This window comes from Microbacterium sp. F2E (assembly GCF_020905435.1).
In the GTDB taxonomy this organism is placed as follows: domain Bacteria; phylum Actinomycetota; class Actinomycetes; order Actinomycetales; family Microbacteriaceae; genus Microbacterium; species Microbacterium lacticum.
In genome coordinates, this window is the sequence record NZ_JAJJIB010000004.1 from 144,582 (window position 1) to 162,460 (window position 17,879).

Consider the following 17,879-nt stretch of genomic DNA (forward strand, 5'->3'; position numbering starts at 1 on the left):
CGAGCGAGAACGCGCGATTCGGCGACCCGTGCGACGGGGCGCGACGAACCGTGTGACAGATCGTGACCGACGCCGCGGCCGATCATGACCGGGGCACCGCGCCGGAAGCCTAGGCTGTAAGGCGCACTCGAGTCTGCGGACCGGCGCCCACAGCATCTTCGCGCCCGTCCGCCCTGCGAAAGGAACCCCCTCACATGCTTCGCCGCACCACCGTCGCTGCTGCCGCGCTCCTCGCGGCCGGCGCCCTGCTGCTCAGCGCCTGCACCGGCGGCACGTCGCCGTCGCCCACCTCGTCGGGCGGGTCCGCCGACCCGGATGCCTCGATCGCGGTGCGCCTCGTCGCCGAGCCCGGCAACCTCGACATCCGCGAGACCGCGGGCGCCGCGCTCGACCAGATCCTGATCGACAACGTGTACCAGGGCCTCGTCTCGCGCACCCCCGACCAGGAGATCGTCGACACCCTGGCATCCAGCCACGACGTCTCGGCCGACGGCCTCACCTACACCTTCACCCTGCGCGAGGGCGTCACCTTCCACAACGGCGAGGAGCTCACCCCCGCCGACGTCGTGTGGTCGCTGCAGCAGGTCAAGGACAACGCCTCGTACCGCGACTCGGCGCGCCTCGAGCGCGTCAGCTCGATCGCCGCGAATGGGCAGGACATCGTGCTGACCCTCAGCGAGCCCGACTCGACGCTGCTATGGAACCTCACCGGCCGCGCCGGGCTCGTCTTCAAAGAGGGAGACACGACCGACCGCAAGACGGCCGCCAACGGCACCGGCCCCTACGCCCTCGCCGACTGGAAGCAGGGCGACTCGATCACCCTGAAGCGCAACGACGCCTACTGGGGCGACAAGGCGAAGGCGGCCGAGGTCGTGCTCGACTTCATCCCCGACACGCAGGCCGCACTCAGCGGCGCGCTCGCGGGCGAGCTCGACGTGCTGACCGGGTTCGACGCGAACCTCAAGGACCAGGTCGAGGCGAACGGCGACTTCGCGCTCGTGCTCGGCAAGTCGACCGACAAGGGCCTGCTCGCGATGAACTCGACGAAGGGGCCGCTCGCCGACAAGCGCGTGCGCCAGGCGATCCGTCAGGCCATCGACAAGGAGTCGATCGTCGCGGCGCTCGGCGCCGGACAGACGCAGTACGGTCCGATCCCCGAGCTCGACCCCGGCTACGAGGACCTCGAGTCGACGGCGCCGTTCGACCCGGCCGCAGCCAAGAAGCTCCTCGCCGAGGCGGGCGCCGAGGACATCACGCTGAACCTCACGATCCCCGCGTTCTACGGCTCGACCGTGTCGCAGATCCTCGTGTCGAACCTGCACGACGTCGGCATCACGCTGAAGGTCGACAACGTGGAGTTCCCCACCTGGATCAGCGACGTCTACACGAACAAGGACTACGAGCTGAGCTTCGTGCTGCACACCGAGGCCCGCGACTTCGAGAACTGGGCGAACCCCGACTACTACTTCACCTACGACAACCCGAAGGTGCAGGATCTCTACGCGCAGTCGACGCGTGCCACCGACCCCGACACGTCGGCCGACCTGCTGAAGCAGGCCGCGAAGATCGTGGCCGAGGACCAGGCCGCCGACTGGCTGTACAACGGGGCATCCGTCGTCGCCGTCGGCACCGACATCACCGGTTTCCCGTCGGTCAACGTCAACGAGCGCATGAACCTGGCCGAGCTGGCCACGTCTCAGAGCTAGCAGACGGGTGATCCGCTACGCGCTGACGCGGCTGGCCCTGCTGCTGCTGGGCCTGTTCGTCGCCAGTGCGCTCATCTTCATGACCCTGCGGGTTCTCCCCGGCGATGTGGCCCAGCTCATCGCCGGGGTGAACTCCACCCCCGACCAGGTCGCCGCCATCCGCGACCGGCTGGGCCTCGACGACCCGCTGCCGGTGCAGTACGCCGCGTGGATCGGCGGGGTGCTGCAGGGAGACCTCGGCTCGTCGCTGCTCACCGGATCGTCCGTCGCCGACGAGCTCGTGCAGAAGGGGCAGGTCACGATCCCGCTCGGTCTCATGGCGATGACGATCGCGATGCTCGTCGCGTTGCCGTTCGGCGTGATCTCGGCGATGCGCCGCGGCCACGCCGACGGCACCGCGCTGAACGTCACCGCGCAGACCCTCGCCGCCGTGCCGGTCGTCTGGGCGGGCATGATGCTCGTCGTCGTCTTCGCGGTGTGGCTCGGCTGGCTGCCCGCGCAGGGATTCCCGCGCAGCGGGTGGTCGGACCCCGGCCTCGCGTTCCGCTCGCTGCTGCTCCCCGCGATCACCATCGGCGTGATCGAGGGCGCGATGCTCATGCGCTTCGTCCGCTCGGCGACGCTGCAGGCGACGGGGCAGGACTTCGTGCGCACCGCCGCCGCGAAGGGGCTCACCCGCAATCAGGCGCTCGTGCGGCACGGCCTGCCCACCGTGGGGCTGTCGATCATCACGGTGCTCGGTCTGCAGGTGGCCGGCATCATCGTCGGCTCCGTCGTGATCGAGCAGCTGTTCAGCCTGCCCGGCATCGGACGGATGCTCGTCGCCGATGTCGGCAACCGCGACCTGCCCAAGGTGCAGGGCGAGCTGCTCGTGCTCACCGGGTTCGTGCTGGTCGTCGGGTTCGTCGTCGACCTCGTGCACCGGGTCATCGACCCGCGGCAGCGGGAGGCGGAGTGATGGTCCGGCGGCGCGCGCAGACCGGTCGCACCGGCGACCGTCCCTCGTGGTTCGCGCGGCTCTGGTCGCTGTCGACGGGCCGCTTCGGCATCATCGTCGTGGCCGTGACCGCGCTCACCGCGCTCGTCGCACGGTTCTGGACGCCGTTCGACCCGCAGCGGGTCGACGTCGCCAATCGTTGGGATGCCCCGGGCATCCCGCACCTGCTCGGCACCGACGGATCGGGGCGCGACATCCTCAGCCTCCTCATGGCCGGAGCGCGCACCACCGTGTGGGTCGCGCTCGGCGCCGGCGTCGTGGCGACCCTCCTGGGGCTGCTGCTCGCGGCGCTCGGCGCGCTGACCACCCGGTGGGTGCGCGAGTCGGTCGCGGTGCTCGTCGACATCCTGATCGCCTTCCCGGTGCTCCTCATCGCGATGATGCTGTCGTCTGTGTGGGGCGGCTCGCTCTGGGTCGTGATCGTGTCGGTCGGCATCGGCTTCGGCGTGAACATCGCCCGCGTCACGCGGCCCGAGCTCCGCCGCGTGCTGCACAGCGACTTCGTGCTGGCGGGGCGCGCGTCGGGCCTCACGCCCGTGCAGAACCTGTGGCGGCACCTGCTGCCCAACGTCGCACCGGTGTTCATCGTGCAGCTGTCGTGGGGCATGGCCGTGGCGGTGCTCGCCGAGGCGGGCCTCAGCTACCTCGGCTTCGGCGCGCCGGCGACCGAGCCGAGCTGGGGGCTCCTCCTGAAAGACCTGCAGACCTACATCTCGGTGCATCCGCTCACCGTCGTCTGGCCGGGGCTCGCGATCACGCTGACGGTGCTCGGTCTCAACCTGCTGGGCGACGGACTGCGCGAGGCGACCGACCCGACCCTCTCGCGCCGCACCCGCACGACCCGCTCCGACATCCCGCAGCCGGCGGTGGTCTCGTGAGTCTCGAGGTGCGCGATCTCGTGGTCGAGCTGGACGGGAGCCGCGTCGTCGACGGGGTCTCGTTCGACGTGCCCGACGGCGCGCGAGTCGGGCTCATCGGCGAGTCGGGATCGGGCAAGTCGCTCACCGCGCTCGCGATCCTCGGACTCCTGCCCGAGGGCGCGACGGCCTCGGGGAGCGTGCGGTGGGACGGCCGCGAGCTGATCGGACTGCCCGACCGCGAGCTGGCGACCCTCCGCGGCGACGAGATCGGCATCGTCTTCCAAGAGCCGCGCACCGCCCTCAACCCCGTGCGCACCGTCGGACGGCAGATCGGCGAGTCGATCCGCATCCACGAGGGCGCCTCGCGGCGCGAGGCGTCCCGCCGCGCCGTCGCCGAGGCCGCGCGGGTGCGCCTGCCCGACCCCGAGCAGATCGTGAAGCGCTATCCGCACCAGCTCTCCGGCGGACAGCGGCAGCGGGTCGCGATCGCGATGGCGCTCGCCTGCCGGCCGCGCCTGCTCATCGCCGACGAGCCGACCACCGCGCTCGACGTGACGATCCAGGCCGAGATCCTCGACCTGCTGAACGGTCTCGTCGCGCGGGACGGCATGTCTCTCGTGTTCATCACGCACGACCTGGCCGTGCTCTCGCAGGTCGCGACCCACGCCGTCGTGCTCGACGAGGGACGCGTCATCGAGCACGGACCGCTGTCGCGCCTGCTCACCGCCCCCGCCTCGCCGATCACGCAGGGGCTGCTGCGCGACGCGACCGCGACGCTCTGGAAGCCGGGAGGCCTCGCATGACGCCCGACGTGGAGCCCGTCGAGCCGGTCGGGCCCGGCGGCCTTGGCGACTCGGGGTTCGACGACGTGCTCGTCCGGGGGCGCGGACTCGGGCGCACGTTCCGCCAGCGCGGCACCGGTCTGTTCGAGCGCTCCCGCACGACGACGGCCCTCGACGACGCCGACATCGATGTGCGCACGGGCTCGGCGCTGGGCATCATCGGCGAGTCGGGGTCGGGCAAATCGACGCTCGTCCGCATCCTGCTGGGGCTCGACGCCCCGACCTCGGGCACCGTCACCTTCGACGGCCGACCGGTCGACGCGCGCGCCGGCGCCCGCTCGCTGCACTGGCTGCGACGCGAGACCGGGATCGTGTTCCAGGACCCGTACGCGTCGCTCGACCCGCGCATGAGCATCGGCCGGATCGTCGGCGAGCCGCTGTGGGCGCTCGGCGTGCTCACGCCGGGCGCGGAGCGGCGCGCGCGCGTGCGCGAGGTGCTGGAGGACGTGGGCCTCGAGGCGGAGATGGCGACCCGCTACCCGCACGAGTTCTCCGGCGGTCAGCGGCAGCGGATCGCCCTCGCCCGGGCGATCGTGCACCGGCCGCGCCTGCTCGTCGGCGACGAACCGCTCTCGGCGCTCGATGTCACAGTGCGGGCGCAGGTGCTCGAGCTCCTGCGCGACCTGCGCCGCACGCAGGGGTTCACGCTCGTGATGGTGTCGCACGACATCGGTGTCGTGCAGAGCCTCTGCGACGAGGTGATCGTGATGAAGGACGGCCGCATCGTCGAGGAGGGGCCGACCGAGAAGGTGCTGCTCGCGCCGCAGGTCGCGTACACGCGGCGGCTGCTGGCATCCATCCCGGTCATCGAGCCGGGCCGGGACCCGAGCGCCGGCTGAGCCCGGCGGGTGTCGGCGACGGGGCGTAGGGTGACGCCATGTACGCGATCGTTCCGCCGTACCTGCTCGCACGGCTCGCCGACGCCGAGTCGCCGCACCTGGCCGTCGCCGCCGAGGCGGCCCGGGCGACCCTCGCCACGCCGCGGGTCTACCACCCCACGCGGGCGAATCTCGATGTGACGGTCGAGGGCGAGGCGCTCGTGTTCGAGGGGTCGCCCGCCCCCGACCGGGTGATCTCCGACGCGCAGCACCGCGAACAGCTGCCCGGGGTGCGCGTGCGCGGCGATGACGATCCCGCCACCGGCGACGCCGCGGTCGACGAGGCCTTCGACGGCCTCGGCGAGACGTTCGACTTCTTCTGGGATGCCGTCGCCCGGGAATCCATCGACGGCGCCGGCGGCGCGCTCGCGGCCACCGTGCACTACGGCGAGAAGTACGACAACGCGTTCTGGAACGGCGAGCGGATGGTGTTCGGCGACGGCGACGGCGAGGTGTTCACGGGGTTCACCGGCTCGATCAGCGTCATGGCGCACGAGCTCGGCCACGGCGTCGTGGAGCACTCCGGCGGCCTCGAGTACTCCGGGCAGTCGGGGGCGCTCAACGAGTCGGTCGCCGACGTGTTCGGCGCCCTCACCGAGCAGCATGTGCGCGGCCAGACCGCGGCGGAGGCGTCGTGGCTGATCGGCGCGGGCATCTTCACCCCGGCGGTGCAGGGCGTGGCGCTGCGGTCGATGAAGGCGCCCGGCACCGCGTACGACGACGACGTGCTCGGCCGCGACCCGCAGCCCGCGCACGTGCGCGACTACGTCGAGACCACCGAGGACAACGGGGGCGTGCACATCAACTCGGGCATCCCGAACAAGGCGTTCCACCTCGTCGCGGTCGCGCTCGGCGGCCACGCCTGGGAGCGGGCGGGCCGCATCTGGTACCTCACGGTGACGGGCGGCTCGCTGCCCCGCACCGCCGACTTCGCCCGGTTCGCCGAGGCGACCGCACAGGTCGCCGCCGCGGAGTACGGTGAGGACTCGGAGGAGGCCGCCGCCGTGCGCACCGCGTGGAGCGCCGTCGGCGTGACGAACGGTGGCGCAGCAGCCCGACGACGGACCCGGTGACGCGGGCGTCTCGCGCGACGCGGGTGGTCCCGCGGTCGCCGTGACGGTCGTGCGCTCGGGCGGCCTGGCCGGGATGCGCCGGAGGTGGGTGGTCGAGGCGGATGCCTCGGACGCCGATCCCTGGATCGCGCTCGTCGAGGGCTGCCCGTGGGACGACTGCGCGGCGGATCCGCCCGGCGCGGCCGGCGCGGCGGCCACTGGATCGGCCACCGCAGGATCCGCCGGTGCCGACCGGTTCGCGTACAGCGTCAGCGCGACCGTCCCCGGCGCGACGCGGCATGCGGAGCTCGCCGAGTCGGACGCGTCGGGCGCGTGGCGCGAGCTGATCGACGCCGTGCACGAGGCATCCTCACCGACCCCCAGCCGCTGAGCGCGCCGGTCACCGCGCCGCCGGTCAGTCCTCGGCGTCTGCGCGCCGGCCGAACAGCCGCCGCTTCTGCTTCACCGGCTTCAGCTGCTTCTGCAGGTAGATCGTGCCGAGCCAGCGGCCGAACTTGAACCCCACGCGGCCCATCCGGCCGACCTCGACGAAGCCGAGCTTCTCGTGCAGCGCGATCGACGATTCGGCGCCCTTGTCGCTGATCACCGCGACCATCTGGTGGATGCCCGCCGCCTCGCTCGCCGCGATGAGCGCCTCGAGCAGTGCGCGGCCGAGGCCCTTCCCCGTCGCCGCCTGTCCGAGGTAGATCGAGTTCTCGACGCTGTAGCGGTACGCCGACTTCGACGACATGGGCTGCACGAGCGCGTAGCCGAGCACCTGGCCCGACGGCGACTGTGCGACGAGGAACGGCATGCCGAGCCTGCGCAGGTGCGCGATCTTCTCGCGCCACTGCGCGAGGGTCCACTTCTTCTCGTCGAAGGTGACGACGGAGTTCGTCACGTAGTGGTTGTAGATCTCCCGGATGTCGGGGACGTCCGCGTCGCGGACCGGGCGGATCTCGTAGGAGAACGGGCGCTCGTTCTCGGCGCGGCGCAGGTGCGCCGGCAGCCGTCGACGCGTCTTCTCGTACTCCTCCTCCAGCATGCGCGTCAGCCTACGCCGCCGGCATCGGTGCCATCCGCAGCGGCGATGCCGCCGGCATCCACGTGCCAGTCGACCTCGGGCGCGCCCTGCTCGACGAGCAGCGCGTTCGCCCGCGAGAACGGGCGCGAGCCGAAGAACCCGCGGCTCGCCGACAGCGGCGACGGATGCGCCGACTCGATGATCGGGACGTCGCCGAGCAGGGGTCGCAGGTTCGCGGCATCCCTTCCCCACAGGATCGCGACGAGCGGCCCGCCGCGGGCGGCCAGGGTGCGGATCGCGTGCTCGGTGACCTTCTCCCAGCCCCAGCCGCGGTGCGAGGCGGGGGCGCCCGGCGCAACGGTCAGCACGCGGTTGAGCAGCATGACGCCCTGATCGCTCCACGCCGACAGGTCACCGTGCGGGGCGGGCGGGATGCCGAGGTCGCTCTCGAGCTCGCGGTAGATGTTGCCGAGGCTCCGCGGCAGCGGGCGCACGTGCGCGTCGACGGCGAACGACAGGCCGATCGGATGCCCCGGGGTCGGGTACGGGTCCTGTCCCACGATCAGCACGCGCACCCCGTCGAGCGGCCGGGCGAACGCCCGCAGCACCCGGTCGCCGGCCGGCAGGTAGGCGCGCCCCGCCGCCGTCTCGGCGCGCAGCCGCTCGCCGAGCGCGGCGATGTCGGGGGCGACCGGGGCGAGCGCCGCCGCCCAGCCGGGGTCGATGAGACCCGCGGCGGCCAGCTCGTCGAGAGTCTTCGCCATCAGGCGCCCGCCCTCACGCGCCGACCGTCACGCGCTCGCGCCGGTGTGCGAGTCGGCGCCGGCTTCCTCTTCGAAGACCGTGCCGCGCGCCGACCAGGGGAAGTCGATCCAGCGGTCGGTCTCGCGCCAGGAGAAGTCGGGGGATGCCACGGAGCCCGGCTTCGTGTAGATGCACACCGAGCGCACCTCCGCCCCGGCATCCGTCAGCATCGTCACGGCGAGCGCCAGGGTGCGCCCCGAGTCGGCGACGTCGTCGACGAGCAGCACGCGCTTGCCGGGCAGGTAGCCGAGGTCGAGGTCGGGCGGCAGGAGCGCGGGCGCGTCGAGCACCGCGCCGATGCCGGTGTAGAACTCGACGTTCAGCGCGCCGCAGCTCTTGACGCCGAGCCCGTACGCGATGGCGCCGGCGGGGAGGAGCCCGCCGCGGGCGATCGCGACGACCACGTCGGGCGCGAACCCGTCGTCGACGATCGCGCGGGACAGGGCGCGGGTGGCCGCGCCGAAGCCGTCCCAGGTGAGGATCTCGCGGTCGTCGGAAGCGTCGTCGTCGGTCACCGTTCCAACCTAGACTGAGCGCCGTGCCACAGTCGCCGACACCGCGTTCCCTCTCCACTGCGACGGCGTCGCTGCGCACCTCCGCGGTGGGGGTGACGGCGGCCCTCATCGGCTGGTTCGTGCTGGTGGAGTTCGTCAGCGGCATCCTGCAGGGCTACTACGTGCCCCTGTTCAGCGACATCGTGGTGCACCTCGGCATCCACGACTCCGACGTCAACTGGTTCGAGGCGGCGCAGCTGCTGCTGTCGGCGCTCGTCGTGCCCGTGCTCGCGAAGCTCGGCGACATGTACGGGCACAAGCGGATCCTGCTGATCGCCGCGATCCTCACCGCCGGAGCGTCGTGGTGGCTCGCGTTCGCGACGTCGTTCTGGTCGTTCCTCGCCGCCTGGGCTCTGCAGGGCTTCTACGTCGTGTGGCTGCCGCTCGAGATCGCGCTGATCTTCGAGCGCGGCCGGCGCCGCTCGCACGGCGTCTCGATGACGCGCCGCGCGGCGGGGCTGCTCGTGGTCGGCCTTCAGGCGGGCGCGATCGTCGGCGCCCTCGCGGCGGGGCGCATCTTCGCCGCGTCGGCCGACCTCACGACGACGCTGCTCGTCCCGGCGATCGCGGTGACCCTCATCGCGGTGGTGATCTGGCTGTTCGTGCCCGAATCGACGCCCGAGCCGGGGCGCACGCTCGACACGTGGGGGTTCGTGATCCTCGCGTGGGGGCTGCTCCTCGTGACGGGCGGGCTCGCGTGGATGCGCATGATCGGCGAACTGCACCTCGGCCCGGCGGCCTGGTGGTGGGTGATCGCGCTCGTCGCGGCGGGCATCGCGGTGTTCGTCTGGTTCGTGCGGTACGAGCTCGCCCAGGAAGATCCCGCGATCGACATCCGGGTGCTCCGCCGCCCGGAGATGTGGCCCGTGCAGGCGACGGCGTTCCTCGTCGGCATCAGCCTGCTCGGTGCCCAGGGGCCCCTCTCCACCTACGCCGGCACCGACCGCTCGCTCGGGTACGGCCTGGGGCTGGATGCCACGGAGCGCTCGTACATCATCGGCATCTACCTCGTCTCGCTGATCGTCGGCGCGGTGCTGTTCGCGGTGACCTCGCGCAAGGCGAGCCCGCGCGTCGTGCTGATCGTGGCGGCGCTGCTCGTCGGCACCGGGTACGCGCTCTTCCTGCCGTTCCATCTCGAGCTGTGGCAGGTGCTGCTGAACCTGTGCATCGCGGGACTCGGCTGCGGCGCGCTCGTCGGGGCGCTTCCCGCCGCCGCCGCGGCGGCCGCACCCGCGGGGCAGACCGGCATCGCGTCGGCCCTGACGAACACGACGAAGACCATCGGCGGCACCTTCTCGTCGGCCGTGTTCGGGGTGGTGCTCGCCGCGGGCGCCGGCGCCGTCGCGTCGCAGACCGCGGCATCCCTCGGCGGATACCTCACGGTCTGGGCGATCTGCGCCGCCGGCGGATTCCTCGCCGCCCTGCTGCTGCTGTTCGTGCCGAAGGTCGCCTTCGCCGACGCTCCCGCGGCCTGACCCGGCTGGCGCGGGCGCGCGGTCGCGCCCGGGCTCAGCCGCGCGGGCGCAGCTCGCCGCGGGCGAGCACGTGCGCCGCGGCCTGGGCGACCGGGCGCATCGTGACGAGGTCGAGGTTGACGTGCCCGGGAGCGTTGAGCGCGTACGCGATCACATCGGCGACATCGGATGCCTGGAGCGGCTCCTCCACGCCGTCGTACACCTTCTCGGCGCGCGCCCGGTCGCCGCCGAGGCGGTTGAGGGTGAACTCGGGCGTGTAGACCATGCCGGGGGCGACCTCGGTCACCCGGATCGGCTCTCCGTTCAGCTCGAGCCGCAGGGCGTGCACGAGCATCGCCTCGCCCGCCTTCGCCGCGTTGTAGCCGGCCCCGCCGGGATAGGCGACCTGCGCGGCCGTCGAGGTGACGAACAGGGTGTCGGCGTGACCGCCGCCCGCGCGGATCCCGTCGCGCAGGAGCGGCAGGAGCGCCGCCGTGACGAGCTGCGTCGAGAGCACGTTCGCCTCGAACATCCAGCGCCAGTCGTCGACGGAGCCGTCTTCGACCCGGTCGACGCCGCGGGCGCCTCCCGCGACGTGCACGAGCGCGTGCAGATCGCCGGTGGATGCCAGGTGCTCGGCGAGCGCGGCGACGTCGGCCGCACTCGTGAGGTCGGCCGCGAACGAGGCCGATCCCACCTCGGCATCCAGCGCGGCGAGCCGCTCCGCGCGGCGCGCGACGCCGACGACGTCCCACCCGCTCGCGCGGAGCGCCCGGACCACCGCCTCGCCGATCCCGGAACTTGCCCCCGTCACCACAGCGCGTCTGGTCGTCATGGCTCCACGCTACCCGGCCGCGCGGACACCCATTGTGACGTCACATTTCCGCGTCGTTGTTGACACAGAGCCCGGACCGTACTCTCGGTCGTGGCCCCGGCATCCGCCTGCGCCGTACCCGAAACACCCGCAGGAGCCCGACATGTCCGCACCCGAGAACTGGCGCTTCGAGACCACGCAGATCCACGCCGGTGCCGCGCCGGATCCGGTCACGAAGGCCCGCGCGACCCCGATCTACCAGACGACCTCCTACGTCTTCGACAACGCCGACCACGCCGCGAACCTCTTCGCCCTCGCCGAGTTCGGCAACATCTACACCCGCATCCAGAACCCCACCCAGGATGTCGTCGAGCAGCGCGTCGCTGCGCTCGAGGGCGGCACGGGTGCGCTGCTGGTCGCCTCGGGCCAGGCGGCCGAGACCTTCGCGGTGCTGAACATCGCGCAAGCGGGCGACCACATCGTCTCGTCGTCGTCGATCTACGGCGGCACGTACAACCTCTTCAAGTACACGCTCGCCAAGCTCGGCATCGACGTGACGTTCGTCGAGAACCAGGACGACGCCGAGGAGTGGCGCCGCGCCGTACAGCCGAACACGAAGCTCTTCTTCGCCGAGACGATCGGCAACCCGAAGATCAACGTGCTCGACATCCGCACCGTCGCCGACGTCGCCCACGAGGCGGGCGTGCCCCTCATCGTCGACAACACGATCGCGACGCCGTACCTCATCCGCCCGTTCGAGCACGGCGCCGACATCGTCGTGCACTCGGCGACGAAGTTCCTCGGCGGCCACGGCACCGTGATCGGCGGCGTCATCGTCGACGGCGGCACCTTCCCGTGGACCGAGCACGCCGAGCGCTTCCCCGGCCTCACCACGCCCGACCCCTCGTACCACGGCGCCGTGTACACGCAGGCGGTCGGCGACCCGCTCGCCTACGTCATCAAGGCGCGCGTGCAGCTGCTGCGCGACCTGGGCGCCGCCATCTCGCCGCAGAGCGCGTGGCTGCTCATCCAGGGCATCGAGACGCTGTCGCTCCGCATCGAGCGCCACGTGCAGAACGCGCAGGAGATCGCCGAGTGGCTCGAGAACCACGACGACATCGCCTCGGTCAACTACTCGGGGCTGCCGACCTCGCCGTGGTACGCCGCCGCGAACCGCTACGCCCCGAAGGGCGTCGGCGCGGTGCTCTCGTTCGAGCTCAAGGGCGGCGTCGAGGCGGGTCGCGAGTTCGTCAACTCGCTGACGCTGTTCAGCCACCTCGCGAACATCGGCGACGTGCGCTCGCTGGTCATCCACCCGGCATCCACCACGCACTCGCAGCTCACCCCCGAGCAGCAGCTCACGACCGGCGTCACGCCCGGCCTCGTGCGCCTGTCGGTGGGTCTCGAGAACGTCGAGGACCTCAAGGCCGACCTCGAGCAGGCCCTCGCCGCCGCGCGTCGGGTCTCCGAGGCCGCGCGCGCCTGAGCATCCGCCCGCCCGCGCCCGCGCCCGCGCACCCGCGCACCCGCCGAGAAACCGCTCGCGCGCCGAGAAACCACGCCACCCGTGGTTTCTCGCGCCGCGAGTGGTTTCTCGCGTGGAGGCCGCCGCACGTAACACGCGTCGCGCGGGCCGCCGCGCCCGCGAGAATGGATGCCATGGACTGGCAGGCCTCCGAAGACACGGTGCCGTCGGCGCCCATCTCCGAGGCCGACGCGCGGCTGCTGCGCGCGCGGCCCCCGGCGAGCGGCGCCTGGCGCGACGGCGACCCCGCCGGCGGCCGCCTGTTCGCCCCGCTCGGGGCCTTCCGCACCGAGAACGGCGAGCGGCTGCCGTTCGCGCGCCTCGCCTACGAGAGCTGGGGCGAGCTCAACGCGGCCGGCGACAACGCCGTGCTGGTGCTCCACGCCCTCACCGGCGACAGTCACGTGCGCGGCAGCGCGGGCCCGGGGCATCCCACCGATGGCTGGTGGGACGACATCGTCGGCCCCGGCGCGCCGATCGACACCGACCGCTGGTTCGTCGTCGCCCCGAACATGCTGGGTGGATGCCAGGGCTCGACGGGCCCCGCCTCGATCGGCCCCGACGGGCGCGAGTGGGGGGCGCGCTTCCCCTACCTGACCGTGCGCGACCAGGTCGCAGCGCACGCGCTGCTCGCCGACGCGCTCGGCATCGCGCGCTGGGCCGCCGTCATCGGCGGATCGATGGGCGGGATGCACGCGCTCGAGTGGGGCGTGGGGCTGCCCGATCGGGTCGAGCGCCTCGCGGTGCTCGCCGCTCCCCCGACGACCACCGCCGACCAGATCGCCCTCAACTCGGTGCAGCTCGAGGCGATCCGCATCGACCCGCACTTCGCCGGCGGCGACTACTACGACGCCGACGACGGCGAGGGCCCGCACCGCGGTCTCGCGCTCGCGCGGCGCATGGCGCTGCTGAACTATCGCAGCCCGATGGAGCTGAACCTGCGCTTCCAGCGCTCCTGGCAGTCGGGCGTGAGCCCGCTCGGGGGCGGTGGGCGGTTCGCCGTGGAGAGCTACCTCGACTTCCACGGCAACAAGTTCACGCGCCGTTTCGACGCGAACAGCTACCTCACCCTCGTCGAGGCGATGAACTCGCACGACGTCGGCCGCGGGCGCGGCGGGGTCGAGGACGCGCTCGCCCGCGTCACCGCCCGCACCCTCGTGCTCGGCATCGACAGCGACCGGCTCTTCCCCGTCGACGGGCAGGAGCGGATCTTCCGCGGCATCCGCACGACGCAGGGCGAGACGATGGTCGTGCTCTCGAGCGACTTCGGCCACGACGGATTCCTCATCGAGACCGACGCCGTCGGCACGCACCTGCGGGGGCTCCTCGAGAGCTGACCGCGGCGGGGCATCCACCCGCGCGCACCGACTCGACACCGACCGGCACCTGACCCGGTCGGCAACCCGGCGCCGATGTCTCACCGCGCCCGGCGCGCGCTCTTCGTGATCATCCACGAACGACGACGGAGGCTGTGATGCCCGATCTCGACGACCTGATCCTCACCCTCGACCGGCTGCACGACGTGCTCGGCGAGCGCCCCGCGCTCTGGCGCACGACGACGGGGATCGAGGTGACGCAGGCGATCCAGCACTACCGCTCGCGTGAGCATCTCACCGATCCTGCCGACCGGGCGCCAGACAACGCCGCCACCCTCGTCGCGTACAAGACGGCGATCGTCCGCGCATACGTGCGCCCGCCGATCGGCAAGAGCACGGGCGACGCCGTCGGCGGCACGCTGCTGGTCGAGCGGCAGGACGGGATCTTCGGCGCGTACTCCACCGTCACGACGCTCGCACCGTGGCTCTGGCCGACCGTCACCCCGGTCGAAGCACGGCGGCCCCGACGCCCGCGAACCCGGGGATGGCGCTGAACCTGCCCGCGCCCACCCTCGCCGACGCGCAGACGACCGCCGCGCTGGCGTTCCGGATGATGCCCGTCCAGCAGACCGGCTCGTTCGCCTCGACGCCGACGCTCCCCTGGACCCGGCCGCTCGACGACGCGCGCACCAAGCCGGGGGCCTGTACGACCAACTGGGACGCGCTCCTCACGAGCCTCGCGGCGACCCGCGTCGCCGACGGCAACCGCGCCGACGTCGTCTCCTACGGGTTGCTCCCGACCGGCATGCCGGTGAACGTGCCCGGATGCGGGGTCGGCGGGCTCGGCTCGGCGCGCTGGGCGGCACCCTGACGTTCGTGCACGAGATCGGCCACGGCTATCCACCCCGCCGCTCACGCGCCAGAAACCGGCATCCGCGCTAGGAGAGAGCGAGCGCGGGTGCCGCTTTCTGTCGCGCGTCGGCGCGGAAGCTCCAGACCGCGGTCACGAGCCCCGCGGCGGCGAGCGCGGCGCCCACCCACACCGGGGCGACGAAGCCGAGCCCCGCCGCGATCACCGCGCCGCCGAGGGCCGCCCCGGTCGCGTTGCCGATGTTGAGCGCGGAGTGGTTGAGGGCCGCGGCGATGGACTGGTTGTCGCCCGCGACATCCATGAGCCGCGTCTGGATCGACGGGCTCAGCACCGACGAGACGACGCCGACGGCGAAGACGAACACCACGAGGCTGACGATCCAGCCGCTCGTCAGCGCGAGGAGGACCTGCACGAGCGCGAGCAGCGCGAGACCCCACAGGAGCGTGCGGCGGAGGTCCCGGTCGGCGAGCCGCCCGCCGAGGAGGTTGCCGACGGTCATCCCGACGCCCATCACGACGAGCACGATCGGCACCGCCCACGCGGGCGAGCCGGCCACCTCGGTCACGATCGAGGCGATGTAGCTGTAAGCGGCGAAGAAGCCGCCGAAGCCGATCGCCCCCACGGCGAGCGTCAGCCACACCTGCGGAATGCGGAAGACGCCGAGCTCGGCGCGGAGCGTGCGCCCCGGGTCGCCCGCGTGCGCGGGCACGAAGAACGCGATGAGGATCGCGGCGAGGGCGAAGATCGCTGCGACGATCATGAACGCCACGCGCCACCCGAACTGCTGACCGAGGCCCGTGCCCACGGGCACCCCCACGACGTTCGCGAGCGTGAGGCCGGTGAGCACGAACGCGACGCCCTGCGCGCGCTTGCCCGGGCCGAGCACATCGGATGCCACGAGCGCGCCGATCCCGAAATAGGCGCCGTGGGGCAGCCCGGCGAGGAAGCGGGACACCGCGACGAGCTCGAAGGTCGGCATGACGAAGGTCAGCGCGTTGAAGAGCGTCAGCGCCGCGGCGAGCACCAGCATGACGCGGTGGCGCGGGTACTTCGCGACGGATGCCGCGATCGTCGGAGCCCCGACGACGACGCCGACCGCGTACAGCGAGATGAGCCAGCCGGTGTGCGCGATCGCGGTGTCGGGATCGGCGGCCGAGAGAGCGGGCAGGAGGTCGGCGGAGATCTGCGGGAGGAGGCCCATCACGACGAACTCGGTCATGCCGATGCCGAAGGAGCCGATGGCGAGGGAGAGGAGCGCCCACATCGCCGTCCTCTTCGATCAGGTCGAGGAGGTCACCGAGTCATCCTAGTGTCGGGATCTCCTCGAGGGCGTGGAAGACCGGGATACCGCGCTCGCGGGCGATCTCGACGTCCTGGTCGGCGCCGCGGGACTCGCCGGGCAGGCGCTGCACCGCATCGCAGTGCTGCAGGAGGCGGTGCGCCGCTCGAGCGCGCCGGCGCCGCGCTGCGGCGAGCGGGCTGAGCACGACGCCGTGCGGCTACGCGCCGAGCTCGCCGCGCTCTTCGAGAGCCCGCTCGAGCCGCTCGACCTTGCCGTCGATCTCGCCGGTGCGCCCGGGCCGGATGTCGGCTTTGAGCACGAGCGAGACCCGCGACCCGAACGGCAGCACGGCCTCAGTGGCGGCCTTCACGACCGCGAAGACCTCGTCCCACTCCCCCTCGACCTCGGTGAACATCGACGTCGTGCGGTGCGGCAGACCCGAGGCGCGGACGATCTGCACCGCGGCGGCGACCGCGTCGTGCACCGATCCGTCGGCGCTCTCGGCGACGGCGGAGGCTGCCGCGGCGGGGTCGGACGGAGCGCCGCTCGGGGCGACGGAGAAGGCGATGAGCATGGGAACCTCCAGGTTGATCGGACGGTTGGTCGGACGGCTGATCGGACGGAAAGAGCGGACGGGGCGGGCGCGGGTCACACGCTCGGCGAGGGGGATGCCTCGGCGGCGGCGATCTCGGCGCGCCGCCGCGCCGGCGCCGGGAGCCGGGCGACGCGCACGACCATCCAGACGAACAGCGCGCACACGACGAGGTTCCGGAGGGTCAGCACGGTGACGGACACCGGCTCGGGGGTGAGGATGCCGGCGTACAGCAGCGGGTAGACGAGCTGTGTGAGCAGCGCCGCCACGAGCGCGAGGATCGCGGGCCCCGCCCACACCCGGCGGCGCACGACGATGCCGATGACGAGCGAGGGCACGAGCCAGGCGAGGTACTGCGGCGAGCCGACCTTGTTGAACACGATGAACCCGAGCACGAGAGCGAGCGAGAGCGGCGGGAAGAGCGCGGCGAATCCGATCCCGCGCGCGGCCTTCACGACGCCCAGGGCCGCGACAGCTGCCATCGCCAGCACGAGGGCGGGCGTCATCGCGGCGATCACGGTGTCGATCTCGGTGCCGGTGACCTGGAAGGTGAGGAGCTCGAACGAGTACGACACCGCGAACCCGCGCTGGCCGAGGAGCGCCCCCCATAGGTACGGGGTCGCGATGGGCGCCTCGACCTGCAGGCCGCGGGTCGTCTGCTCGTCGATGAACCCGAAGGCGTTGCCGGCGCCGCCCGCGAGGGCGACGGCGCCGAGGGTGAGGACGCTGACCACGGCCGCGCCGCCGACGATCGCGCCGCGACGGCGCACCGCGATGACGGCGGCGGCGAGGAGTGCGGCGGGCCACACCTTGATCCAGGTCGCGACGGCGAGCAGCATCGACGCGGCCCACGGCCGGCCGACGAGCCACAGGCATCCGACGATCCCGAGCGCGACGGTGACCGCTTCGAGCCGGTAGAGCCCGACGGGGCCGAGGAGGACGATGTACGCGAGCCAGAACCAGGCGGCGGTGCGGCGCGGGAGGGAGGCGCCGCGGCCGACGAGCACGGCGAACGCGGCCGCGTCGAGGAGCGTCACGAGGATCGCCCAGCCGACGGTGTAGCCGGCGATCGGCGCGAATGTGTGCGCGAGCACCATCGGCACGAGCGCGAGCTGCGGGTACACCCACGCCTCGGTGATGCCGACGATGCCGCGGCCCTGGAGCGCCTCGAGCGACCACGGCTCGTAGACCCGGTAGACGTCGCCCATCGGCTCGTTCGGGTAGGCGAATCCGAGCCACGCGACGAGGGCGTGCACGAGCGCGAAAGCGATCCACAGCGCAGCCCGTCTCGACACGCTCCCCATCCTA

At 72.4% G+C, this 17,879-nt stretch carries 20 protein-coding genes; 12 read left to right on the forward strand and 8 right to left on the reverse strand.

Annotated elements, in window-relative coordinates:
- The first annotated feature begins 194 nt into the window (after positions 1-194).
- From LOK55_RS05170 to LOK55_RS05200, 7 genes are read left to right on the forward strand one after another with little or no spacing between them, the layout of a single operon-like run.
- Entirely contained in the window at positions 195-1,706 is a 1,512-nt protein-coding gene (locus tag LOK55_RS05170) for an ABC transporter substrate-binding protein (RefSeq protein WP_229934520.1), read from the forward strand.
- A gap of 7 nt (positions 1,707-1,713) precedes the next feature.
- Positions 1,714-2,664 carry an ABC transporter permease gene (locus LOK55_RS05175; RefSeq protein ID WP_141381239.1) on the forward strand — a complete coding sequence of 317 codons (951 nt, stop codon included), beginning with the start codon at positions 1,714-1,716 and terminating at the stop codon, positions 2,662-2,664.
- Positions 2,664-3,581, forward strand: a complete 918-nt coding sequence (locus LOK55_RS05180) for an ABC transporter permease (protein ID WP_141381240.1) — start codon at positions 2,664-2,666, stop codon at positions 3,579-3,581. Before LOK55_RS05175 ends, LOK55_RS05180 begins: the two co-directional genes overlap by 1 nt.
- On the forward strand, positions 3,578-4,366 hold the full coding sequence (locus tag LOK55_RS05185; protein WP_141381241.1) for an ABC transporter ATP-binding protein: 789 nt from the start codon (positions 3,578-3,580) through the stop codon (positions 4,364-4,366). The genes LOK55_RS05180 and LOK55_RS05185 overlap by 4 nt, the downstream gene beginning before the upstream one ends.
- Positions 4,363-5,244 (forward strand): ABC transporter ATP-binding protein, encoded by an 882-nt coding sequence (locus tag LOK55_RS05190; RefSeq protein WP_229934521.1) that lies wholly within the window; start codon positions 4,363-4,365, stop codon positions 5,242-5,244. The genes LOK55_RS05185 and LOK55_RS05190 overlap by 4 nt, the downstream gene beginning before the upstream one ends.
- A gap of 38 nt (positions 5,245-5,282) precedes the next feature.
- The gene (locus LOK55_RS05195) at positions 5,283-6,356 is read left to right on the forward strand and encodes a M4 family metallopeptidase (protein WP_229934522.1); all 1,074 of its coding nucleotides are present in this window, start codon (positions 5,283-5,285) and stop codon (positions 6,354-6,356) included.
- Positions 6,325-6,726, forward strand: coding sequence for a protealysin inhibitor emfourin (locus LOK55_RS05200; protein WP_229934523.1), 402 nt, complete (start codon positions 6,325-6,327; stop codon positions 6,724-6,726). The genes LOK55_RS05195 and LOK55_RS05200 overlap by 32 nt, the downstream gene beginning before the upstream one ends.
- A 24-nt stretch (positions 6,727-6,750) precedes the next feature.
- On the opposite strand, the gene LOK55_RS05205 is transcribed toward LOK55_RS05200, so the two are convergent.
- The 3 genes from LOK55_RS05205 to LOK55_RS05215 are packed head-to-tail and all read right to left on the reverse strand — an operon-like array spanning position 6,751 to position 8,678.
- Entirely contained in the window at positions 6,751-7,380 is a 630-nt protein-coding gene (locus LOK55_RS05205; protein ID WP_229934524.1) for a GNAT family N-acetyltransferase, read from the reverse strand.
- 5 nt (positions 7,381-7,385) lie between these two features.
- Positions 7,386-8,123, reverse strand: coding sequence for a uracil-DNA glycosylase (locus LOK55_RS05210; RefSeq protein ID WP_229934525.1), 738 nt, complete (start codon positions 8,121-8,123; stop codon positions 7,386-7,388).
- 27 nt (positions 8,124-8,150) lie between these two features.
- On the reverse strand, positions 8,151-8,678 hold the full coding sequence (locus LOK55_RS05215) for a phosphoribosyltransferase (protein WP_196324740.1): 528 nt from the start codon (positions 8,676-8,678) through the stop codon (positions 8,151-8,153).
- 23 nt (positions 8,679-8,701) lie between these two features.
- Here LOK55_RS05215 and LOK55_RS05220 point away from each other — a divergent pair, with 23 nt between their 5' ends.
- Positions 8,702-10,192, forward strand: coding sequence for an MFS transporter (locus LOK55_RS05220; protein ID WP_374107619.1), 1,491 nt, complete (start codon positions 8,702-8,704; stop codon positions 10,190-10,192).
- A gap of 34 nt (positions 10,193-10,226) precedes the next feature.
- On the opposite strand, the gene LOK55_RS05225 is transcribed toward LOK55_RS05220, so the two are convergent.
- A complete protein-coding gene (locus LOK55_RS05225; RefSeq protein ID WP_229934526.1) occupies positions 10,227-11,006 on the reverse strand; it encodes an SDR family oxidoreductase in 780 nt (259 codons plus the stop codon).
- Positions 11,007-11,148: 142 nt separating this feature from the next.
- Between LOK55_RS05225 and LOK55_RS05230 the strand changes: the two genes are divergently transcribed.
- The 4 genes from LOK55_RS05230 to LOK55_RS05245 all read left to right on the forward strand — a co-directional run bounded on the left by LOK55_RS05230 (position 11,149) and on the right by LOK55_RS05245 (position 14,697).
- Positions 11,149-12,471 (forward strand): bifunctional o-acetylhomoserine/o-acetylserine sulfhydrylase, encoded by a 1,323-nt coding sequence (locus tag LOK55_RS05230; RefSeq protein WP_229934527.1) that lies wholly within the window; start codon positions 11,149-11,151, stop codon positions 12,469-12,471.
- 173 nt (positions 12,472-12,644) lie between these two features.
- Complete coding sequence (locus LOK55_RS05235; RefSeq protein ID WP_229934528.1) at positions 12,645-13,847, forward strand: homoserine O-acetyltransferase; 1,203 nt, start codon at positions 12,645-12,647, stop codon at positions 13,845-13,847.
- Between the two features lie 137 nt (positions 13,848-13,984).
- A complete protein-coding gene (locus LOK55_RS05240; RefSeq protein ID WP_229934529.1) occupies positions 13,985-14,380 on the forward strand; it encodes a hypothetical protein in 396 nt (131 codons plus the stop codon).
- A complete protein-coding gene (locus LOK55_RS05245) occupies positions 14,371-14,697 on the forward strand; it encodes a hypothetical protein (RefSeq protein ID WP_229934530.1) in 327 nt (108 codons plus the stop codon). Before LOK55_RS05240 ends, LOK55_RS05245 begins: the two co-directional genes overlap by 10 nt.
- Before the next feature lie 67 nt (positions 14,698-14,764).
- Here the strand turns inward: LOK55_RS05245 and LOK55_RS05250 are convergent, their stop codons facing one another.
- The 4 genes from LOK55_RS05250 to LOK55_RS05265 form a co-directional block, all read right to left on the reverse strand.
- On the reverse strand, positions 14,765-15,961 hold the full coding sequence (locus tag LOK55_RS05250) for an MFS transporter (protein ID WP_229934531.1): 1,197 nt from the start codon (positions 15,959-15,961) through the stop codon (positions 14,765-14,767).
- Positions 15,962-15,998: 37 nt separating this feature from the next.
- Positions 15,999-16,184: a hypothetical protein gene (locus tag LOK55_RS05255; RefSeq protein ID WP_229934532.1), complete on the reverse strand. Its 186-nt coding sequence runs from the start codon at positions 16,182-16,184 to the stop codon at positions 15,999-16,001.
- A gap of 12 nt (positions 16,185-16,196) precedes the next feature.
- Positions 16,197-16,553 carry a thiamine-binding protein gene (locus LOK55_RS05260; RefSeq protein WP_229934533.1) on the reverse strand — a complete coding sequence of 119 codons (357 nt, stop codon included), beginning with the start codon at positions 16,551-16,553 and terminating at the stop codon, positions 16,197-16,199.
- A 74-nt stretch (positions 16,554-16,627) separates the two neighbouring features.
- Entirely contained in the window at positions 16,628-17,866 is a 1,239-nt protein-coding gene (locus tag LOK55_RS05265) for a DUF2029 domain-containing protein (RefSeq protein ID WP_229934534.1), read from the reverse strand.
- Between the last annotated feature and the right edge of the window lie 13 nt (positions 17,867-17,879).

Excerpts from the sequence above, each read along its gene's own strand:
- LOK55_RS05180 (WP_141381240.1), top strand. The coding sequence starts at position 2,664 with ATGGTCCGGCGGCGCGCGCAGACCGGTCGCACCGGCGACCGTCCCTCG.
- LOK55_RS05195 (WP_229934522.1), top strand. The coding sequence starts at position 5,283 with ATGTACGCGATCGTTCCGCCGTACCTGCTCGCACGGCTCGCCGACGCC.
- LOK55_RS05205 (WP_229934524.1), bottom strand. The coding sequence starts at position 7,380 with ATGCTGGAGGAGGAGTACGAGAAGACGCGTCGACGGCTGCCGGCGCAC.
- LOK55_RS05210 (WP_229934525.1), bottom strand. The coding sequence starts at position 8,123 with ATGGCGAAGACTCTCGACGAGCTGGCCGCCGCGGGTCTCATCGACCCC.
- LOK55_RS05250 (WP_229934531.1), bottom strand. The coding sequence starts at position 15,961 with ATGTGGGCGCTCCTCTCCCTCGCCATCGGCTCCTTCGGCATCGGCATG.
- LOK55_RS05245 (WP_229934530.1), top strand. The coding sequence starts at position 14,371 with ATGGCGCTGAACCTGCCCGCGCCCACCCTCGCCGACGCGCAGACGACC.
- LOK55_RS05190 (WP_229934521.1), top strand. The coding sequence starts at position 4,363 with ATGACGCCCGACGTGGAGCCCGTCGAGCCGGTCGGGCCCGGCGGCCTT.
- LOK55_RS05260 (WP_229934533.1), bottom strand. The coding sequence starts at position 16,553 with ATGCTCATCGCCTTCTCCGTCGCCCCGAGCGGCGCTCCGTCCGACCCC.
- LOK55_RS05235 (WP_229934528.1), top strand. The coding sequence starts at position 12,645 with ATGGACTGGCAGGCCTCCGAAGACACGGTGCCGTCGGCGCCCATCTCC.
- LOK55_RS05225 (WP_229934526.1), bottom strand. The coding sequence starts at position 11,006 with ATGACGACCAGACGCGCTGTGGTGACGGGGGCAAGTTCCGGGATCGGC.
- LOK55_RS05230 (WP_229934527.1), top strand. The coding sequence starts at position 11,149 with ATGTCCGCACCCGAGAACTGGCGCTTCGAGACCACGCAGATCCACGCC.
- LOK55_RS05240 (WP_229934529.1), top strand. The coding sequence starts at position 13,985 with ATGCCCGATCTCGACGACCTGATCCTCACCCTCGACCGGCTGCACGAC.
- LOK55_RS05170 (WP_229934520.1), top strand. The coding sequence starts at position 195 with ATGCTTCGCCGCACCACCGTCGCTGCTGCCGCGCTCCTCGCGGCCGGC.